Source organism: Castellaniella sp., from assembly GCF_041675725.1.
GTDB lineage: Bacteria > Pseudomonadota > Gammaproteobacteria > Burkholderiales > Burkholderiaceae_B > Castellaniella.
This window is the reverse complement of record NZ_JBAYTI010000011.1, coordinates 23,885-39,985: the sequence shown is the minus strand read 5'-3', so window position 1 is coordinate 39,985 and position 16,101 is coordinate 23,885. Positions and strand designations below refer to the sequence as shown.

Here is a 16,101-nt window from a genome sequence, read left to right as displayed (position 1 = left end):
TCCAGGTGTCGTGCGGGACGGGAGAGATGGCCAATTCTACTGAGTGATCGCTGCGGCTCCAAAAGGGTTAACCCTGATTTCAGGCCGGCGCAGCGTGCAGATCGTGCCCTTGCCCATGCCCGAAGCCAGGCGCACGAAAAGGCCCCATGCCCACGCAAGACTGCCCTCAGGCGGCCTCGGACGTCTCCACCGAGCTGCGGATCAGGTAGTCGAAAGCAGCCAATGCGGCCTTGGCGCCTTCGCCGGCGGCGATGATGATCTGCTTGTACGGCACGGTGGTCACATCGCCCGCCGCGAAGACCCCGGGCACGGAGGTCTGGCCTCGCGCATCCACCAGGATCTCACCATGCGGCGACAGATCGACAACCCCCTTGAGCCACTCGGTGTTGGGCACCAGGCCAATCTGGATGAAGACCCCTTCGAGATCGACCTGATGCATCGCCCCGGTGTTGCGGTCTTTGTAGCTCAGGTGGGTGACCCGCTTGCCATCCCCGTGGATTTCGGTCGTTTGTGCCGACGTGAGGATCGTGACATTGGGCAGGCTGCGCAGCTTGCGCTGCAACACGTCATCGGCCCGCAGCGCGTGGTCGAATTCGATCAGCGTGACATGCCCCACCAGACCCGCCAGGTCGATTGCCGCCTCCACGCCAGAGTTGCCGCCACCGATCACGGCTGTGCGCTTGCCTTTGAACAGGGGGCCGTCGCAGTGCGGGCAGTATGCCACGCCGCGATTGCGGTATTCGTCCTCTCCGGGCACGTTGATCTGGCGCCAGCGCGCACCCGTGGAAAGAATCACGCTTTTCGCCTTGAGCACGGCGCCATTGGCCAGCTCGACCTGCACCGGCTGGCCAGGTATCAGCCGGCGTGCCTGCTGCAGGTTCATGATGTCCACCTCGTAGGCCTTGACGTGCTGCTCGAGCGCCACGCCAAACTTGGGCCCTTCGGTTTCGAGGATGGAGATGTAGTTTTCTATGGCCATGGTATCCAGCACCTGGCCGCCAAAGCGTTCCGCCACCACACCCGTGCGGATCCCCTTGCGTGCGGCATACACAGCCGCCGCCGCGCCTGCGGGGCCGCCGCCGACGACCAGCACGTCGAATGGCTCGCGTGCATTCAGCGCCTGGACCTTGGCCTCGTCATCACCCGCATCGAGCAGGGCCAGCAATTCTTCAACCCCGGCGCGCCCCTGGTGGAACAGCGCACCATCGAGGAACACGGCTGGCACGGAAAGAATCTCGCGAGCCTGAACCTCGTCCTGGAAATGTGCGCCATCGATGGCGACGTGCCGGATGCGCGGGTTGATGACCGACATGGCATTCAGGGCCTGCACGACATCCGGGCAATTCTGGCAGGACAGCGAAAAGAAGGTCTCGAAGTGGTAATCGCCCGGCAAGGCCCGGATCTGCTCGATGACGTCGTCGTCCAGCCGGGGGGGATGCCCGCCCACTTGCAGCAAGGCCAATACCAGCGAAGTGAATTCGTGCCCCAGGGGAATGCCGGCAAAACGCACGCCGATGTCGGAGCCTGCGCGCGCGATTTCGAACGAGGGCACCCGACCATCGGGCGCCTCGGCCTGCACCAGCGTGATTTGGCCGGACAGCGCTGCAATCTCTTCGAGAAAGGCCTGCAGCTCGCGCGAACCGGCATCGTCACCCAAGGCGGCACGCAGTTCGAGCGCCTGAGTGACGCGCTCGAGATACGTGGCTAATTGTGCTTTCAGATTGGCGTCCAGCATGGCGGTCCCCTTTGTATAAATATGGCTGACTTAGATCTTGCCCACCAGATCCAGCGACGGCTTCAGCGTCTTCGCGCCCTCTTCCCACTTGGCCGGGCATACTTCACCGGGATGCGCCGCAATATACTGCGCCGCCTTGACCTTGCGCAGGAGCTCGGAGGCGTCACGGCCGATGCCGTTGTCATGGATTTCGAGCACCTTGATTTCGCCGGCCGGATTGACCACGAACGTGCCCCGCAGCGCCACGCCTTCTTCTTCGATCAGAACATCGAAATTGCGCGACAGCTGGTGGGTGGGATCACCGATCATCGGATAGTTGACCTTCTTGATGGCTTCGGACGTGTCGTGCCAGGCCTTGTGCGCGAAGTGCGTGTCGGTGGACACCGAGTACACCTCGACTCCCATCTTCTGGAATTCGGCGTAATGGTCGGCCAAGTCTTCGAGCTCGGTGGGGCAGACGAAGGTAAAGTCGGCCGGATAAAAGACGAATACGGACCACTTGCCGGCGACCGTTTCGTTGCTAACGTCCACAAACTTGCCGTTATGGTAGGCAGTGGCCTTGAAGGGCTTGATGGTGGTGTTGATCAGAGACATACAGTGCTCCTTGAAAACGTTGAAAAAGGCCGCGAGGGCGACAGGAGCCAGTGTAGGCAAAGGCGCTCAATAAGTAAAATTGATTGTCTCAATTTCTGCGATAGTTATTAACTATCGTAGGAATTCCTTATGTGCGCTGATCATGTATACATGGCTTCATCCGGTCGCCAAGGGACACTGGCATGCTTGAAGAATGACCTGGGCGTCGTATCCGCCATTCGTTTAAAGGCGGTACAAAACGTCGAGGCATCTGCGAAACCCGATTCCCACGCTGGCAAATCCCGGAACGCTTTGTGGTGCTCCTGGAACTGCCCAAAGGTTCCACTGGCAAGGTGGACAAGGTCCAGCTCAGGGCCTTGGCGAAAAATACGGCGCAGAAGGAGGGTCACGCCTGATGTTCGGCCAGCGGGCAGTCCGCGTGGACGAATGAGAATATTGCCAAGGTACCCCTTGAAATTCAGAAAATCGTCCTTATAATTAGCACTCGATGGGGTTGAGTGCTAACAACGCCCCTGAATTTCCAACAATGTCTACCTACAGGAGTTCCTCCATGGCACTGCGTCCTTTGCACGATCGCGTGATCGTCAAGCGTCTGGACAACGAGCGCACCACCGCTTCGGGTATCGTCATCCCTGACAGCGCGGCTGAAAAGCCCGATCAGGGCGAAGTTCTGGCCGTTGGCCCAGGCAAGAAGACTGAAGACGGCAAGGTCATCCCAGTCGACTTGAAAGTCGGCGATAAGGTGCTGTTCGGCAAGTATGCCGGCCAGTCCGTCAAGGTCGACGGCGAAGAAGTCCTCGTCATCCGCGAAGAAGAAGTTCTCGCGGTGATCCAGTAATCTCAGATCCGTTTCACTCCAGGGAATTTCAAAATGGCTGCAAAGCAAGTTTATTTTGGCGATGACGCCCGCTCGCGCATCGTGCGCGGGGTCAATGTTCTGGCCAACGCCGTCAAAACCACCATGGGCCCGAAAGGCCGCAACGTCGTACTCGATCGCTCCTTCGGCGCCCCCAACGTCACCAAGGACGGGGTGTCGGTTGCCAAGGAAATCGAACTCAAAGACAAATTCGAGAACATCGGCGCTCAGCTGGTGAAGGAAGTCGCCTCCAAGACGTCCGACAATGCCGGTGACGGCACCACCACCGCCACGGTGCTGGCCCAGTCCATCGTCGAAGAAGGCCTGAAATATGTAGCGGCCGGCATCAGCCCGATGGACCTCAAGCGCGGCATCGACAAGGCCGTGGCTGTCGTGGTGGACGAGCTCCACAAGTTGTCCAAGCCCTGCACCACCAGCAAGGCGATCGCTCAGGTCGGCTCCATCTCGGCCAACAGCGACGAGTCCGTGGGCGAAATCATCGCCAATGCGATGGACAAGGTCGGCAAGGAAGGCGTGATCACCGTCGAAGACGGCAAGTCGCTCGAAAACGAACTCGACGTGGTCGAGGGCATGCAATTCGACCGTGGCTACCTGTCGCCCTACTTCATCAACAATCCCGACAAGCAGGTGTCGGTGCTCGAAGATCCGTACATCCTGATCTTCGACAAGAAAATCAGCAACATCCGCGATCTGCTGCCGGTGCTCGAGCAAGTGGCCAAATCCAGCCGTCCGCTGCTGATCGTGGCCGAAGACGTCGAAGGCGAGGCCCTGGCCACCCTGGTGGTCAACAACATCCGCGGCATCCTCAAGACCACGGCCGTCAAAGCACCTGGCTTCGGTGACCGCCGCAAGGCCATGCTCGAAGACATCGCCATCCTGACGGGGGGCACGGTGATCTCCGAAGAAACCGGCCTGTCCCTGGAAAAAGCCACCCTCGAACTGCTCGGCCAGGCCAAGCGCATCGAAGTGGCCAAGGAAAACACCACCGTCATCGACGGTGCCGGCCAGGCAGCCAACATCGAAGCGCGCGTGAAGCAGATTCGCACGCAGATCGAAGAAGCCACGTCCGACTACGACCGCGAGAAGCTGCAAGAGCGCGTGGCCAAACTGGCCGGCGGCGTGGCCGTCATCCGCGTGGGTGCGGCCACCGAAGTCGAAATGAAGGAAAAGAAGGCCCGTGTCGAAGACGCCCTGCACGCCACGCGCGCGGCCGTCGAAGAAGGCATCGTCCCGGGCGGCGGTGTCGCGCTGATCCGTGCCAAGGCCGCCGTGGCCAAGGTCACGGGCGCCAATGCCGACCAGGATGCCGGCATCAAGCTGGTGCTGCGCGCCATCGAATCGCCCCTGCGCACCATCGTGAACAACGCCGGTGAAGAAGGCAGCGTCATCGTCAACGCAGTCGAAAAGGGCGAAGGCAATTTTGGCTACAACGCCGCGACGGGCGAGTACGGCGATCTGGTCGAGCAAGGCGTGATCGATCCCACCAAGGTCACCCGCACGGCCCTGCAAAATGCCGCATCGGTTGCCAGCCTGCTGCTGACCACCGAGGCCGCCGTGGCTGAAATCGTCGAAGACAAGCCCGCAGCCCCGATGCCCGACATGGGCGGGATGGGTGGCATGGGTGGCATGGGCGGCTTCTGAGCCCGGTCGCACCGTCTCCGACAACAGCCCACGCCCAGTGGGCTGCAAACCCCCGCCTGGGCCAGACCCCCAGGCGGGGGTTTTTTCTGCTGGCCGCTTGAATAAACCCATCCAGCTGCCTATGATCCTCGATATTCACGAGACCACTATGGCGCGCACCTCTTTCGACAAAAGCACCGGGCCCGTTTCCCGCATCATGCAGGCCTTCGGCTTTTCCATGCAGGGGCTGGGCGCCGCATGGCGCCACGAAGCCGCCTTTCGGCTCGAGGTCCTTCTGGCGGTGGTCTTCATGCCGTTGGCGATCTGGCTGGGGCGCAGCACCATCGAACAACTGCTGCTCGTGGGCAGCATCGCCCTCATGCTGATCATCGAACTCGTGAATTCAGCAATCGAGGCGCTGGCCGACGCGATCAGCACCGAACATCATCCCCTGCTCGGACGCGCCAAGGATCTCGGCAGCGCCGCCGTTCTGCTGGCTACGGTGCTCGCAGCGGCCATATGGGCCAGCCTGCTGCTGCCCCGCTGGTGGCCTGGCTGACAGATCGCCATGCCAGCCTGACCGCATCCGGGACACGCCCACCCCGATCCATTTTCCTGACTCAGACTTCGTGTTGCCATGAATTTCATCGACAAGCTCAAAAACGCCTGGGCCGTCCAGGATTCCCTGCTCATGGTGGGCCTGGATCCCGATCCGCGCAGGTTTCCCGCAGAACTGGCAGGCAGGCCCGATGCCATCAAGACATTCTGCCAGACCATCATCGATGCCACCGCCCCCTATGCGTGCGGCTTCAAGCCACAGATCGCCTACTTTTCCGCCCATCGCGCAGAAGACCAGCTCGAGGATATCTGCCAATACATTCACGAACACTATCCCCACCTGCCGGTCGTCCTGGATGCCAAGCGCGGCGACATCGGCAGCACCGCAAGCGAATACGCGCGCGAGGCATTCGAACGCTACCGGGCAGACGCGGTCACGGTGAATCCCTACATGGGCCGCGACTCGGTCCAGCCCTACCTGGACTACGGCGACCGGGGCGTGATCATCCTGTGCCGAACCTCCAACGTGGGGGGTGCGGACCTCCAGGACATGCGCCTGGCCAACGGCACGCCCCTGTACCTGCACGTCGCCGACCAGGTGGCCCGGGTATGGAATACCACCGGCCAGTGCGCGCTGGTGGTCGGCGCCACCTTTCCAGAGGAAATCGCACACGTACGCAGGCGCGTGGGTGACATGCCCCTGCTCATCCCGGGCATCGGGGTGCAGGGGGGTGACATATCGGCCACCGTGGCGGCTGGCCGCACGAACAATGGCACCGGGATGATGATCAACTCGGCACGCGCCATCCTTTATGCGGGGACGGACAGCAACTGGGCCCAGGCCGCCGCCAAAACGGCCCGGGTCACGCGCAGCGCGATACGTGCCGCGCTGGATGCCTCGACGAAGCCAGTGGGCGGATGATCAGGCAGCGATGTCGCCCAGCGCCCATTGCAGCGCATGACGCACCGATGCCATGCGCACGGCATGCCGGTCGCCATCGAAGAGCTGGACGTCGGCGCGTGTGACGATGCCGGTCGGTGTGCGCCGGGCCAGCCCGAAACACACCATACCGACCGGCTTGCCGACCGTTGCGCCGTCGGGCCCGGCAATCCCGGTGGTCGACAGGGCCAGGTGCGCGTCAGGCATGGCCAGCAGGGCACCCGAAGCCATTTCGATCGCCGTCTCCTGGCTGACCGCCCCGTGGCGCTCGAGGGTATGCGCCGACACCTGCAAAACCCCGATCTTGGCCTGATTGGAATAGGTGACATAGCCGCACTCGAACCACTGACTGGATCCGGGGACCGCGGTAATGGCCCCGGCCAGCAGACCCCCGGTACAGGACTCGGCCGTCATGCACCGCATGCCGGCACGGTGCAGACTGGCCCCGAATCCGGACGCCAGCGCCAGGATATCATCGTCGATCATGGAAATACCCCAAAATAGGTCAACACGGCCATGACCAGAATGGCGTACAACGCGGCCACCAGATCATCGACCATCACCCCGAAACCATTCTTGTAGTGTGTGTCCAGCCACCCCACCGGCGGCGGCTTGGCGATGTCGAAGAACCGGAACAGGACGACGGCGGCGCCTTGCGCCCAAAAACCGCCTGGCACCCACCAAAGCACAAGCCATATGGCGACGATTTCGTCCCAGTTGATGCCGCCATGATCGGCCACGCCGAGATCCTGCCCGCAGCGCTGCGCGGCCAGGCAGCCGACCCCGAAAGACGCGATCAGCAGTATGACCAGCGGGATCGTGCCCAGCCGCTGCAGAAATGCAGCCCACAAGGCCCAACCCAGCAAGGTGCCCCAGGTGCCTGGCGCCGGCGTGATCAGCCCGGACCCGAAGCCGAACGCCAGGATACGCTCTGGCCGGGCGAACACCCAGGCCGGTGTCGGGTGGACAGGGTGTGTTCCTGTGGCCGTCGGCGCCCCCGGTTTCATGGCGCCACCCCGGGCGGCGCGTCTTGTTCGGACGCGGCAAAGTGATCGAACCCCGCTTGCCGTACGACCATGGGCCGGCCGTCGGCATCGAGCACCTGCCACCCGGCGCCGGGTTCCAGAGATCCGATGCGGGTCAGCGCCACGCCGAGACGCTGCCCCAGGGCCTCGATATGCGCCCGCTGCCCCACAGGCGCCGTAAAACAGAGTTCGTAGGCGTCCCCCCCAGCCAGCACGGCGTGTTGCACGAGATCCGGGGCCAGCCCCTGCAAGGCTGGGTGAACCGGAATCGCGTCGAACCAGATGCGCGCAGCACACCCGCTGGCCGCCAATACATGCCCCAAATCCTGCAACAGGCCATCGGAAATATCGATGGCCGCGTGCGCGAGGCCGCACAAACCCTGCCCCAGGGCCAGACGCGGCTGTGGCCGCTCGAGGGCCGAACGCAGCGGCGCCAAACGCCCCGAGGGGTCGGGCAGCTGCCCCTGCAACCAGCGCAACGCAATATCCGCCGCCCCCAGGGCGCCGGATACCCAGACGTCGTCGCCCACCCGCGCCGCATCGCGGCGCAGGGCCAGCTCGGGGCGCACCTCGCCCAGCACTGTCACACACAGGACCATGCCCTGTCCGCTGCGCGTGGTGTCGCCCCCCAGCAGCGGGCAGTGCGCCGCATCGGCCAGGGCATGAAAGCCTTGGGCAAAGCCTTGCAGCCAGGTGTCATCCACGTACGGCAGGCCCAGCGCCAGCGTGCAGCCCAGCGGGCGGGCACCCATCGCCGCCAGGTCGGACAGATTGACCGCCAGCGCCTTGTGTCCCAGATCGACGGGATCCGACTGCGGCAGGAAATGCCGCCCTTCGAGGAGCATGTCTGTGCTGACGGCCAACTGATGGCCCTCGCGGATCGGCAACAGGGCGCAGTCATCGCCCACCCCGAGGAAAGGCGCGGGCACCGGACGGCTGAAGTGGCGCCGGATGAGATCGAATTCGCCGCCCTGTGCCATGCGGCCCCCGGCTCAGGCCCGCGTCCGGGCCTGGAATTCTGCGGCCCGGACTTCGGCTGCCAACCGGTCGAGCACCCCGTTCACGAACCGATAGCCGTCGGTGCCCCCGAACGATTTGGCCAGCTCGACCGCTTCGTTGATGGCCACGCGGTAAGGGACCTCGATGTGATGAATGAGCTCGAAACTGCCCATGAGCAGAATGGCATGCTCGATGGGAGAAAGTTCAGCCAGCGGCCGGTCGACGTACGGCAGAAAACGCTCACGCAAGGCGGGGGCCTGCCGTACGGCCCCGAGCAGCAGTGTTTGATACCAACCCCCGTCCGCTTGGTCGAAATCGGTGCCGTCGCGCACGTGGGCATCGATGGCGCCCAGTTCCTGGCTACCGTCTGCACCCTGCAGCAGCCAGGCATAGATACCCTGCAGGGCGAATTCACGCGCCATGCGCCGGGCACTGCGCGATGTCACGCGCGCCGCGGCACGCGGCGCACGTGATTCAGTCATCGTCATCGTCGTTTTCGTCGTCATCGAAGTCGTCGTCTTCGTCTTCGTCGAAATCGTCTTCATCGAGCTCGGGCTCGAGCGCGGCCACCAGATTGGCCATTTCGACGGCGGCCCGCGCGCAGTCGCGCCCCTTGTCGGCGGCACGGGCCAGCGCCTGCTCGTCCGTGTCGGTGGTGAGCACCCCATTGGCCACCGGGATCCCGGTTTCGAGCGCCACCCGGCTGATGGCCGAGGCCGATTCATTGCTGACGATTTCGAAATGATAAGTTTCGCCCCGGATGACGGCACCCAAGGCGATCAGGGCATCGAATTCGAAGGTTTCCGCCATTTGCGCCAGCGCCGTACCGATTTCGAGGGCACCGGGCACCGAAACCACCATGACATCGCGCTCGTCTACGCCCAGGGTGGCCAGTTCGGCCAGGCAGGTTTGCAGTTCGGCCTCGCCGATTTCGGCATTGAACCGTGAACGCACGATGCCAATGTGCAGGCCTTCCCCGTTGAGATCGGGGGTCATCACGTAGGGGTTCATATCTGGGTATCCTGATCAAGTCGTGGCGTCGGATTCGCCGGTTTCATTATGGTAACCCGTAATGGTGAGAGAAAACCCGGCCACGTTGGGCATTTTGCGCGGCCTGGCCAGCAGGCGGGCCTGCCCCACCCCCAGATCGCGCAGGATTTGCGCGCCGATGCCAAACGTGCGCAAGCCATGACGCTCGCCCGCCAGTGAGGATTCGGCCTGCGGGTCTTGTTCTTGCAGCTGCTGCCAAAGTGCAAACTGTGCGAATATCTGGTCGGCGGACCCCTGGCAATTGAGCAGCACCAGGACCCCGCTGGCGGCTGCGGAAATGGCCCGCAAGGCTTCTGGGATGGACCAGCTGTGCTGGGTGTCGCAGTCGCAGAGCAGATCGATCACGCTGGTGGGTTCGTGTACCCTGACCAGGGTTTCGTGGTCGGGCTGGATCTTGCCGTGCACCAGTGCCAAATGGGGCGCATGAGAGGCCCGGTCTCGGTAGGCCACGGCCGTGAAGGCGCCCCAGGGCGTGTTCACGGGGCGCGCCACCAGCCGCTCGATCATGGATTCGTGCTCGCTGCGATACTGGATGAGATCGGCGATGGTGCCGATCTTCAGGCCGTGCTCGCGGGCGAAGACCATGAGATCGGGCAAACGCGCCATGGTGCCATCCGGCTTGAGGATCTCGCAGATCACCGCCGCCGGCGTCAGGCCGGCCATGGCGGTGAGATCGCACCCCGCTTCGGTGTGACCGGCCCGCACCAGCACCCCCCCCTGGACCGCGCGCACGGGAAAGATGTGTCCGGGCTGCACGAGATCGGCCGGTTTGGCATCGCGCGCGACCGCGGCCTGAATGGTGCGCGCCCGGTCCGCTGCCGAGATCCCTGTGTCCACCCCATGGGCCGCTTCGATCGACACGGTGAAGTTGGTGCCGTAACGGGTGCCGTTCTGGCTGGCCATCATGGGCAGCTGCAACTGTTGGCAGCGGTCTTCGGTGAGCGTCAGGCACACCAGGCCACGCGCATGGGTCACCATGAAATTGATGGCCTCTGCGGTGACGAAATCAGCCGCCAGGACCAGGTCGCCTTCATTTTCACGATCTTCTTCATCCACCAGGATGACCATGCGGCCGGCGCGCAATTCGGCCACGATCTCTACCACGGGGGAGATGTTGAACATGGGCGACGCAGTGGCCGCCGCCCCTTTTGAAATACTCATGACGTTGTCCAGCCTGTCGAAAAAGTCCGAATGACGCCATTTTAATGCCAAAGGGGTTTCACCCCTGGCCGAGCAGGGCCTCGGCGAACTCGTCGGCCACGAAGGGCTGCAGATCCTGCATGCCTTCGCCCACACCGATCCAGTACACCGGGACCGGGCGTACGCCCTGGCTACCCGCCGCCACCGCAGCCAGGGTCCCGCCCTTGGCCGTGCCATCGAGCTTGGTGACCACCAGCCCGGTGAGCCCCAGCGCAGCGTCGAAGGCGCGGATCTGCGCCAGCGCATTCTGGCCGGTATTCCCATCGACCACCAGCAGTACTTCGTGCGGCGCATCGGCCATTGCCTTGCCGATGACGCGACGGATCTTCTTGAGTTCTTCCATCAGGTGCAGCTGCGTGGGCAGGCGCCCAGCGGTATCGACGATGACGACATCGGCGCCCCGCGCCTGCCCGGCATGCACGGCGTCGAAGGCCACGGCCGCGGGATCCCCGCCTTCCTGGGCGATCACCGTCACCCGATTGCGCGCCCCCCAGGCCTGCAACTGCTCACGGGCCGCCGCCCGGAACGTGTCGCCCGCAGCCAGCAGTACAGAAGCCCCGCGCGCCTGCAGGGCATGGGCCAGCTTGCCGATAGACGTGGTCTTGCCAGCGCCGTTGACACCGGCCACCATGATCACCATGGGATGCGTCTCACCCACCACGAACGGCTTCTCGAGCACGCGCAGATGATCCGCCAGCAGGCTTTGCAGGGCCCTGCGCACCGCTTCGGCCTGCTCGAGCCGCTCTTTGCGCACCCGCTGGCGCAGCGCTGACAACAAGATCTGGGTGGCGTCCACCCCGGCATCCGCCATGATGAGCGCCGACTCAAGTTCTTCGAACAGGTTTTCATCGACTGGCACCCCCACGAACAGGCCACCCAGGCTGGTGCGTGCCAGCCCGCTGCGCAGGCGCCCGAGCCACGAGCGCTTTTTTTCTGCGGAGGCCGGATCCCCAGACGGCTGCGCCACCATCGGCGCGGCCGCACTGGCCAGCGGCGGCGCGATGTCCGCCTGTGATACGGACGGTTCCGGCGGCGCGATGGATCCATCCGGCGGTGCGGCGGCCACGTGCGCGTCCGCCGGGTGCGGTGTATCGTCCGGCACCGAAGAAGGCGCGTCATTTTTAAGTTCTGCCGGACTCTTTTTCTTAAAAAATCTGAACATGGGCTTTACACTGAAAGTTGATGCGAACGGCCACCCCTGAAACCTGCACCGTGCCCGAAGCGCTCGGGCAGGGGCATGTCGCTTTCGCGTGAGTGCAGCGCATGAAAAAACACCAGATCCGTATTGTAGGCGGTACGTACCGCAAGACGCCGATACCGGTGCCGCCATCCGATCACCTGCGCCCTACGCCCGATCGGGTCCGCGAAACCCTGTTCAACTGGCTGCACCACCTGTGGGGCGGCCGTTTTGCCGGGCGGCGCGTCCTCGATCTGTTTGCCGGTACGGGCGCCCTGGGATTCGAGGCCGCCTCACGCGGGGTGGCCGAGGCCTGTCTGGTCGAGTCCTCCGCGGTCGCCCTGAGGGGTCTGCGGGCCACGCAGGCCCGGCTTCAGTCGCCCGCTATCCGGATCCATGCCGGCGACGCCCTGGCCTTTCTGCGGCACCAGGCCCAGCCGCGCTTCGATCTGCTGCTGCTGGACCCACCCTTCGGGGCGCATTGGCTGGAACGGACACTGCCGCTGGCGGGGCGGGCCCTCGTGCCGGGGGGGCTGATCTACCTCGAATCCGAAGCGCCACTGCCCGTCGCACCGCCGCGCAGCGAACTCGTGCGCCACGCCAAGGCAGGGCGGGTGCACTATGGCCTGATTCAGTTTGCTGCATTGCAAGAAAACAGGAATAATGACCCTGGCGAACCGGGTCCCCCCACCATCCATCCATCGGAGGCTGAATGATCACTGCTGTCTATCCGGGCACTTTCGACCCCCTCACGCGCGGGCACGAAGACCTCGTGCGACGTGCGGCCAGCCTGTTCGACCAGGTGGTCGTGGGGGTGGCGCACAGCCAGAACAAACGGCCATTCTTCACGCTGCAGGAAAGGCTGGAAATTGCCGATGAAGTCCTGGGGCACTATCCCAACGTGCGGGTGCGCAGTTTTGCGGGCCTGCTCAAGGATTTCGTGCGCGAACAAGACGCCCGCGTCATTGTCCGCGGTTTGCGGGCGGTCTCCGACTTCGAATACGAGTTCCAGATGGCAGGCATGAACCGCCACCTGCTGCCTGAAGTCGAAACCCTGTTCATGACGCCATCCGATCAGTATCAGTTCATTTCAGGCACCATCGTGCGCGAAATCGCCATCCTGGGCGGGGACGTCAGCAAATTCGTGTTTCCGTCCGTCGAGCGCTGGCTGCACGCCAAGGCCAAGATCTGGCGCGAGCAGCACTCGCAAACACCCGACTGATGCAATACCGGCCGGCCTGGCCGGATGCGTTCAGGGCCAGCGAACGGCAGCGGCTTCGGGGTGAATCTTGACCAGCCGGCAGGGCTGCCCCAGCCATTGCTCGAACCAGGCGGCCGCGATATCCCCTTCATCCACGGCGCGCACGGATTGCCCGGCCACCTGCACGACACATTCCACGTCGGGGTCGTCTTCGATGACCTCCAGCGGTATGTCCAGGCGCAGCATGCCGGGCGCCCGCAGTGCCAGATAGCCAAACCGCAGTTGCAGGTCCAGGCCCGACAAACCCGGGGCCTGGTGCGCGTCCAGCCAGTTCAGGCCGGCATCCACCACCAGCCAGCGGCGATGCCAAGGGCCGGCGGCCTCGTCTTGCAGCATCGGCCCTGACGCCAGAGGCTGAAAGCCCGGCTGATCCGTTGTGTCCGGTGTATTCATGGTTCCCTCAACTTATTTCCCCAACAGACCCTTGAGGGCCTTTCCGATGCGCTCGACCGGATCCGGCGCCGACTCGGCCGGCAGCCCATCGCCATCCACCTCGGGCAGCTGCGCCTGGTCGAGCGGATCACGCCCTTCGAGTAAATCCATCAACCCCGTCTTCACCACCTGCTGTACCGCCTGGTTGCGTACATCCGACCAACGCACCGAATACGCAGGATCCCCCCAGGGCCCCTCGATGCGGATCGGGATGGTGGCGCCCGCGAGTGGGTCGAGGGCGCCCTTGAGCGCTTTGGGCAACTTGGCCGCCACCTGCACCCGCAAGATGAGGTCCAGCGTTCGGCCCGTCAGGCTGATCCGCGCCGGATCCCCTTCGGTCACCCGCAACAGGTTGGAGGCCAGCACGAAGCGTGACACGACACCTTGCCCTTGACTCAGGTCGAGATGCCCGCTCAACTGGCTGAAGGGTGTGCGACCCTGGGGGTCGAAGGGCGAGGATACAGCATCCAGCCGACCCTTGAGGACGTTGGACAAGGAGCGCGCGACCTCGGTCAGCGTGCGCTCGGCGTCTACGCCATGCACCGCCCCGTCGGTCATCCGCCAATCTGCGCGCCCCCCCAGGTTGGCCAGCATGGTGTCCCCGGTATTGCCGGCCGTGTTCAGGTCGACCCCCAGCCCGAGGGTGCCCGACACGGGCTGCCGGCCCATGGCGGCCTGCAGCAAAGGGCCCACCGCCACCTTGGCCAGATCCACCTTGGCGCTGAAATGATGGTCTGCCGAGGCTGTCAGGTGCCCGGTCAGCGCCCCGCCATACAGGCCCGCCTTCAGGCCCGAGAGCGCCAAGGTGCCTTTTTTGGCCTGCAACCGCCCCTGCACCTTGCTGAGCTGAACGCCATGCGCTCGCAGATCGGCCACCGCGATCTCGCCATCCAGGTCCAGATGCTCGAGAAACGCCAGATCGAAACCGGGGTTTCGCGCTGAATCGGCCGGCTGCGGCGACGGGGTGCCGGCGGCCGCACCCGGCGTGCCGGAATCGGCCTCCGGACCCGCTTCGGAAGACGCCGGCGTGGCCAGCCAGGGATCGAGATCCAGGCGCTCGGACTTCAGGGCAAAGCGCGTCGCCAGCGCCTGCCACCCCGCAACGTGGGCCTTCAGGCTGGTCTGTGCGCCGTCGATCATTGCACTCAGGTCGGCATCGACCTTGGCCGCGGCCGCGTCTACGTGCACGCTGCCAATCATGGGAACGGAATATTCCTGATCCGGCTGCTGCTGATCGCGCAAAACCACGTCCCCTTTCAGGGCGGTCAGGGCCCCCTGCTGTTTCGCCATGTTCCAGTTCAGCGGCGATGCGAGCTTCAGGCTGACCAGACGAGAACCGCTGCGCACGGCGCCGTCGAGCTTGAGCGTACGAAAGCGCCATTCTTTGACGTTGCCCGACAGGCCTTCGAGGCCCAGCGACCCCACCACGGCATCATTGGACCCGCTCTTGAACGTCGCGGATACCGGCTCGGCTTCGGCCGTCTGCTCGGACAGCTTGAGTGCCGGCGCCTCGAGGGCCAGCTCGAAGGCTTGCCCCTGCCGCTGGCCACTGGCCCGCAGGCTCAGGCTGTCGACGGCCCAGTCGTCGCCGGGCGCCCCCAGGCTCAGCCGATCGGCCGTGAGCTGCGCCTTCAAGCCCTGTATGGCGCCCGCGCCCAGCATTTCACCCTTCAGCGACCATTCGAGGCGCTGGGCCGAAAACCGCTGTTCGCGGCCGTCCCAGGCGACATTACCGGCCAGCGTGATGTGCGCCTGGTCCAGATCGCCCAGGCGCCCCTCGAGGCCGACACGGATTTTCTGCGCCTCGTAGCGGTTCGCGGAGGGATTCAGGCTGAGCAGGGCCTGGGCCTGCAAACGGGCCGCATGGACGGGCTCGGCGCCGGAGAGCAAGGCTTTGAACGAGACTTCGAAGGGCTGATCGTAGGTCACCCGGCCGGTGCTGGCATCGATCTGGGCCAGCGTGCTCGACAGACCCGTGCGCTCGTCGATGTACCGGATTTCGCCATCGCGGATATCCAGGCCCGCGATATCCACATGCAAGTCCTCGCCGGGTGCGCGTGCTGCGCCCGCTGCGCCCGCCGCCGTCTCGGTGGCGAGGTCCGCGGGCCCACCCCCGGCCGTCGGCGGTTCGATCCGGCGTACCAGCAGGTCATCGAAATTGAAATGCCCTTCGGCGTCCTGCACGACACGCACCCGGACGCCCGAAAGGGCGACGTGATCCACCACCAGGCGATTGGACAGCAACGGCCAGATCGCCACGGCAAAGCGTGCGCTGTCCACCGAAATGAACGGCTCGTCGGCCTGCACGCCGGATAACGACACCTGACCCACCGACAGGCCGATGCGCGGAAACAAGGACAAGCCGATATCGCCTGCGATCGTGAGCGTGCGGGCGGTGCGTTCGTGCACCAGCGTTTCCAGCCTGTCTTTGTACGCGTTGGGGTTGAAGGTCAGCAGGAAGATGCCCAGACCGACCACGGCCACCAGCAAAACCAGCACCAGGCCGAACAAAACCCGTTTGAACCACACGCTCATGTTGTAACCTGTCCCGTAAAATCCACGTTCACATATCCATCAATGAACCAGCTGAATGCTAACTCATGACGGATGATTGCACGAGACCAGCGCACCAG

17 protein-coding genes are annotated in these 16,101 nt (G+C 64.3%); 6 read left to right on the top strand and 11 right to left on the bottom strand.

All coding sequences use genetic code 11. The annotated features are described in order from the left end of the window. Positions 1-166: 166 nt before the first annotated feature. Positions 167-1,735, bottom strand: a complete 1,569-nt coding sequence (gene ahpF, locus WCZ84_RS03595) for an alkyl hydroperoxide reductase subunit F (protein WP_372684892.1) — start codon at positions 1,733-1,735, stop codon at positions 167-169. 30 nt (positions 1,736-1,765) lie between these two features. Further along, a complete protein-coding gene (gene ahpC / locus WCZ84_RS03590; protein ID WP_372684891.1) occupies positions 1,766-2,329 on the bottom strand; it encodes an alkyl hydroperoxide reductase subunit C in 564 nt (187 codons plus the stop codon). Between the two features lie 550 nt (positions 2,330-2,879). On the opposite strand from ahpC, the gene WCZ84_RS03585 reads away from it, so the two are divergent. The 4 genes from WCZ84_RS03585 to pyrF all read left to right on the top strand — a co-directional run bounded on the left by WCZ84_RS03585 (position 2,880) and on the right by pyrF (position 6,306). Beyond that, positions 2,880-3,167, top strand: a complete 288-nt coding sequence (locus WCZ84_RS03585; RefSeq protein WP_269360072.1) for a co-chaperone GroES — start codon at positions 2,880-2,882, stop codon at positions 3,165-3,167. Positions 3,168-3,200: 33 nt separating this feature from the next. Continuing rightward, on the top strand, positions 3,201-4,847 hold the full coding sequence (groL, locus tag WCZ84_RS03580; protein ID WP_372684890.1) for a chaperonin GroEL: 1,647 nt from the start codon (positions 3,201-3,203) through the stop codon (positions 4,845-4,847). 148 nt (positions 4,848-4,995) lie between these two features. Next, positions 4,996-5,385 carry a diacylglycerol kinase gene (locus WCZ84_RS03575; RefSeq protein WP_372684889.1) on the top strand — a complete coding sequence of 130 codons (390 nt, stop codon included), beginning with the start codon at positions 4,996-4,998 and terminating at the stop codon, positions 5,383-5,385. Positions 5,386-5,463: 78 nt separating this feature from the next. Next, positions 5,464-6,306 (top strand): orotidine-5'-phosphate decarboxylase, encoded by an 843-nt coding sequence (gene pyrF / locus WCZ84_RS03570; RefSeq protein ID WP_372684888.1) that lies wholly within the window; start codon positions 5,464-5,466, stop codon positions 6,304-6,306. Here the strand turns inward: pyrF and WCZ84_RS03565 are convergent, their stop codons facing one another. Genes WCZ84_RS03565 through ftsY form a run of 7 tightly spaced genes read right to left on the bottom strand, consistent with a single transcriptional unit; the run spans position 6,307 to position 11,760 of the window. Further along, complete coding sequence (locus WCZ84_RS03565; protein ID WP_372684887.1) at positions 6,307-6,810, bottom strand: CinA family protein; 504 nt, start codon at positions 6,808-6,810, stop codon at positions 6,307-6,309. It abuts the gene before it with no gap. Beyond that, positions 6,807-7,331 carry a phosphatidylglycerophosphatase A gene (locus WCZ84_RS03560; RefSeq protein ID WP_372684886.1) on the bottom strand — a complete coding sequence of 175 codons (525 nt, stop codon included), beginning with the start codon at positions 7,329-7,331 and terminating at the stop codon, positions 6,807-6,809. Before WCZ84_RS03560 ends, WCZ84_RS03565 begins: the two co-directional genes overlap by 4 nt. Then, entirely contained in the window at positions 7,328-8,329 is a 1,002-nt protein-coding gene (gene thiL, locus WCZ84_RS03555; RefSeq protein ID WP_372684885.1) for a thiamine-phosphate kinase, read from the bottom strand. Before thiL ends, WCZ84_RS03560 begins: the two co-directional genes overlap by 4 nt. Before the next feature lie 12 nt (positions 8,330-8,341). Continuing rightward, positions 8,342-8,854, bottom strand: a complete 513-nt coding sequence (gene nusB / locus WCZ84_RS03550; RefSeq protein ID WP_372684884.1) for a transcription antitermination factor NusB — start codon at positions 8,852-8,854, stop codon at positions 8,342-8,344. After that, on the bottom strand, positions 8,823-9,359 hold the full coding sequence (gene ribH / locus WCZ84_RS03545; RefSeq protein WP_372684883.1) for a 6,7-dimethyl-8-ribityllumazine synthase: 537 nt from the start codon (positions 9,357-9,359) through the stop codon (positions 8,823-8,825). Before ribH ends, nusB begins: the two co-directional genes overlap by 32 nt. Positions 9,360-9,374: 15 nt before the next feature. Beyond that, positions 9,375-10,559, bottom strand: coding sequence for a bifunctional 3,4-dihydroxy-2-butanone-4-phosphate synthase/GTP cyclohydrolase II (ribBA, locus tag WCZ84_RS03540; protein WP_372684882.1), 1,185 nt, complete (start codon positions 10,557-10,559; stop codon positions 9,375-9,377). Between the two features lie 58 nt (positions 10,560-10,617). Next, positions 10,618-11,760: a signal recognition particle-docking protein FtsY gene (gene ftsY, locus WCZ84_RS03535; RefSeq protein WP_372684881.1), complete on the bottom strand. Its 1,143-nt coding sequence runs from the start codon at positions 11,758-11,760 to the stop codon at positions 10,618-10,620. A gap of 101 nt (positions 11,761-11,861) precedes the next feature. On the opposite strand from ftsY, the gene WCZ84_RS03530 reads away from it, so the two are divergent. Then, the gene (locus WCZ84_RS03530; RefSeq protein WP_372684880.1) at positions 11,862-12,491 is read left to right on the top strand and encodes an RsmD family RNA methyltransferase; all 630 of its coding nucleotides are present in this window, start codon (positions 11,862-11,864) and stop codon (positions 12,489-12,491) included. Continuing rightward, the gene (gene coaD / locus WCZ84_RS03525; protein WP_372684879.1) at positions 12,488-12,997 is read left to right on the top strand and encodes a pantetheine-phosphate adenylyltransferase; all 510 of its coding nucleotides are present in this window, start codon (positions 12,488-12,490) and stop codon (positions 12,995-12,997) included. Before WCZ84_RS03530 ends, coaD begins: the two co-directional genes overlap by 4 nt. Before the next feature lie 30 nt (positions 12,998-13,027). Here coaD and WCZ84_RS03520 read toward each other — a convergent pair whose 3' ends face one another. Then, positions 13,028-13,429 (bottom strand): MOSC N-terminal beta barrel domain-containing protein, encoded by a 402-nt coding sequence (locus WCZ84_RS03520; RefSeq protein WP_372684878.1) that lies wholly within the window; start codon positions 13,427-13,429, stop codon positions 13,028-13,030. Positions 13,430-13,441: 12 nt separating this feature from the next. Next, complete coding sequence (locus tag WCZ84_RS03515) at positions 13,442-16,003, bottom strand: AsmA family protein (RefSeq protein WP_372684877.1); 2,562 nt, start codon at positions 16,001-16,003, stop codon at positions 13,442-13,444. Between the last annotated feature and the right edge of the window lie 98 nt (positions 16,004-16,101).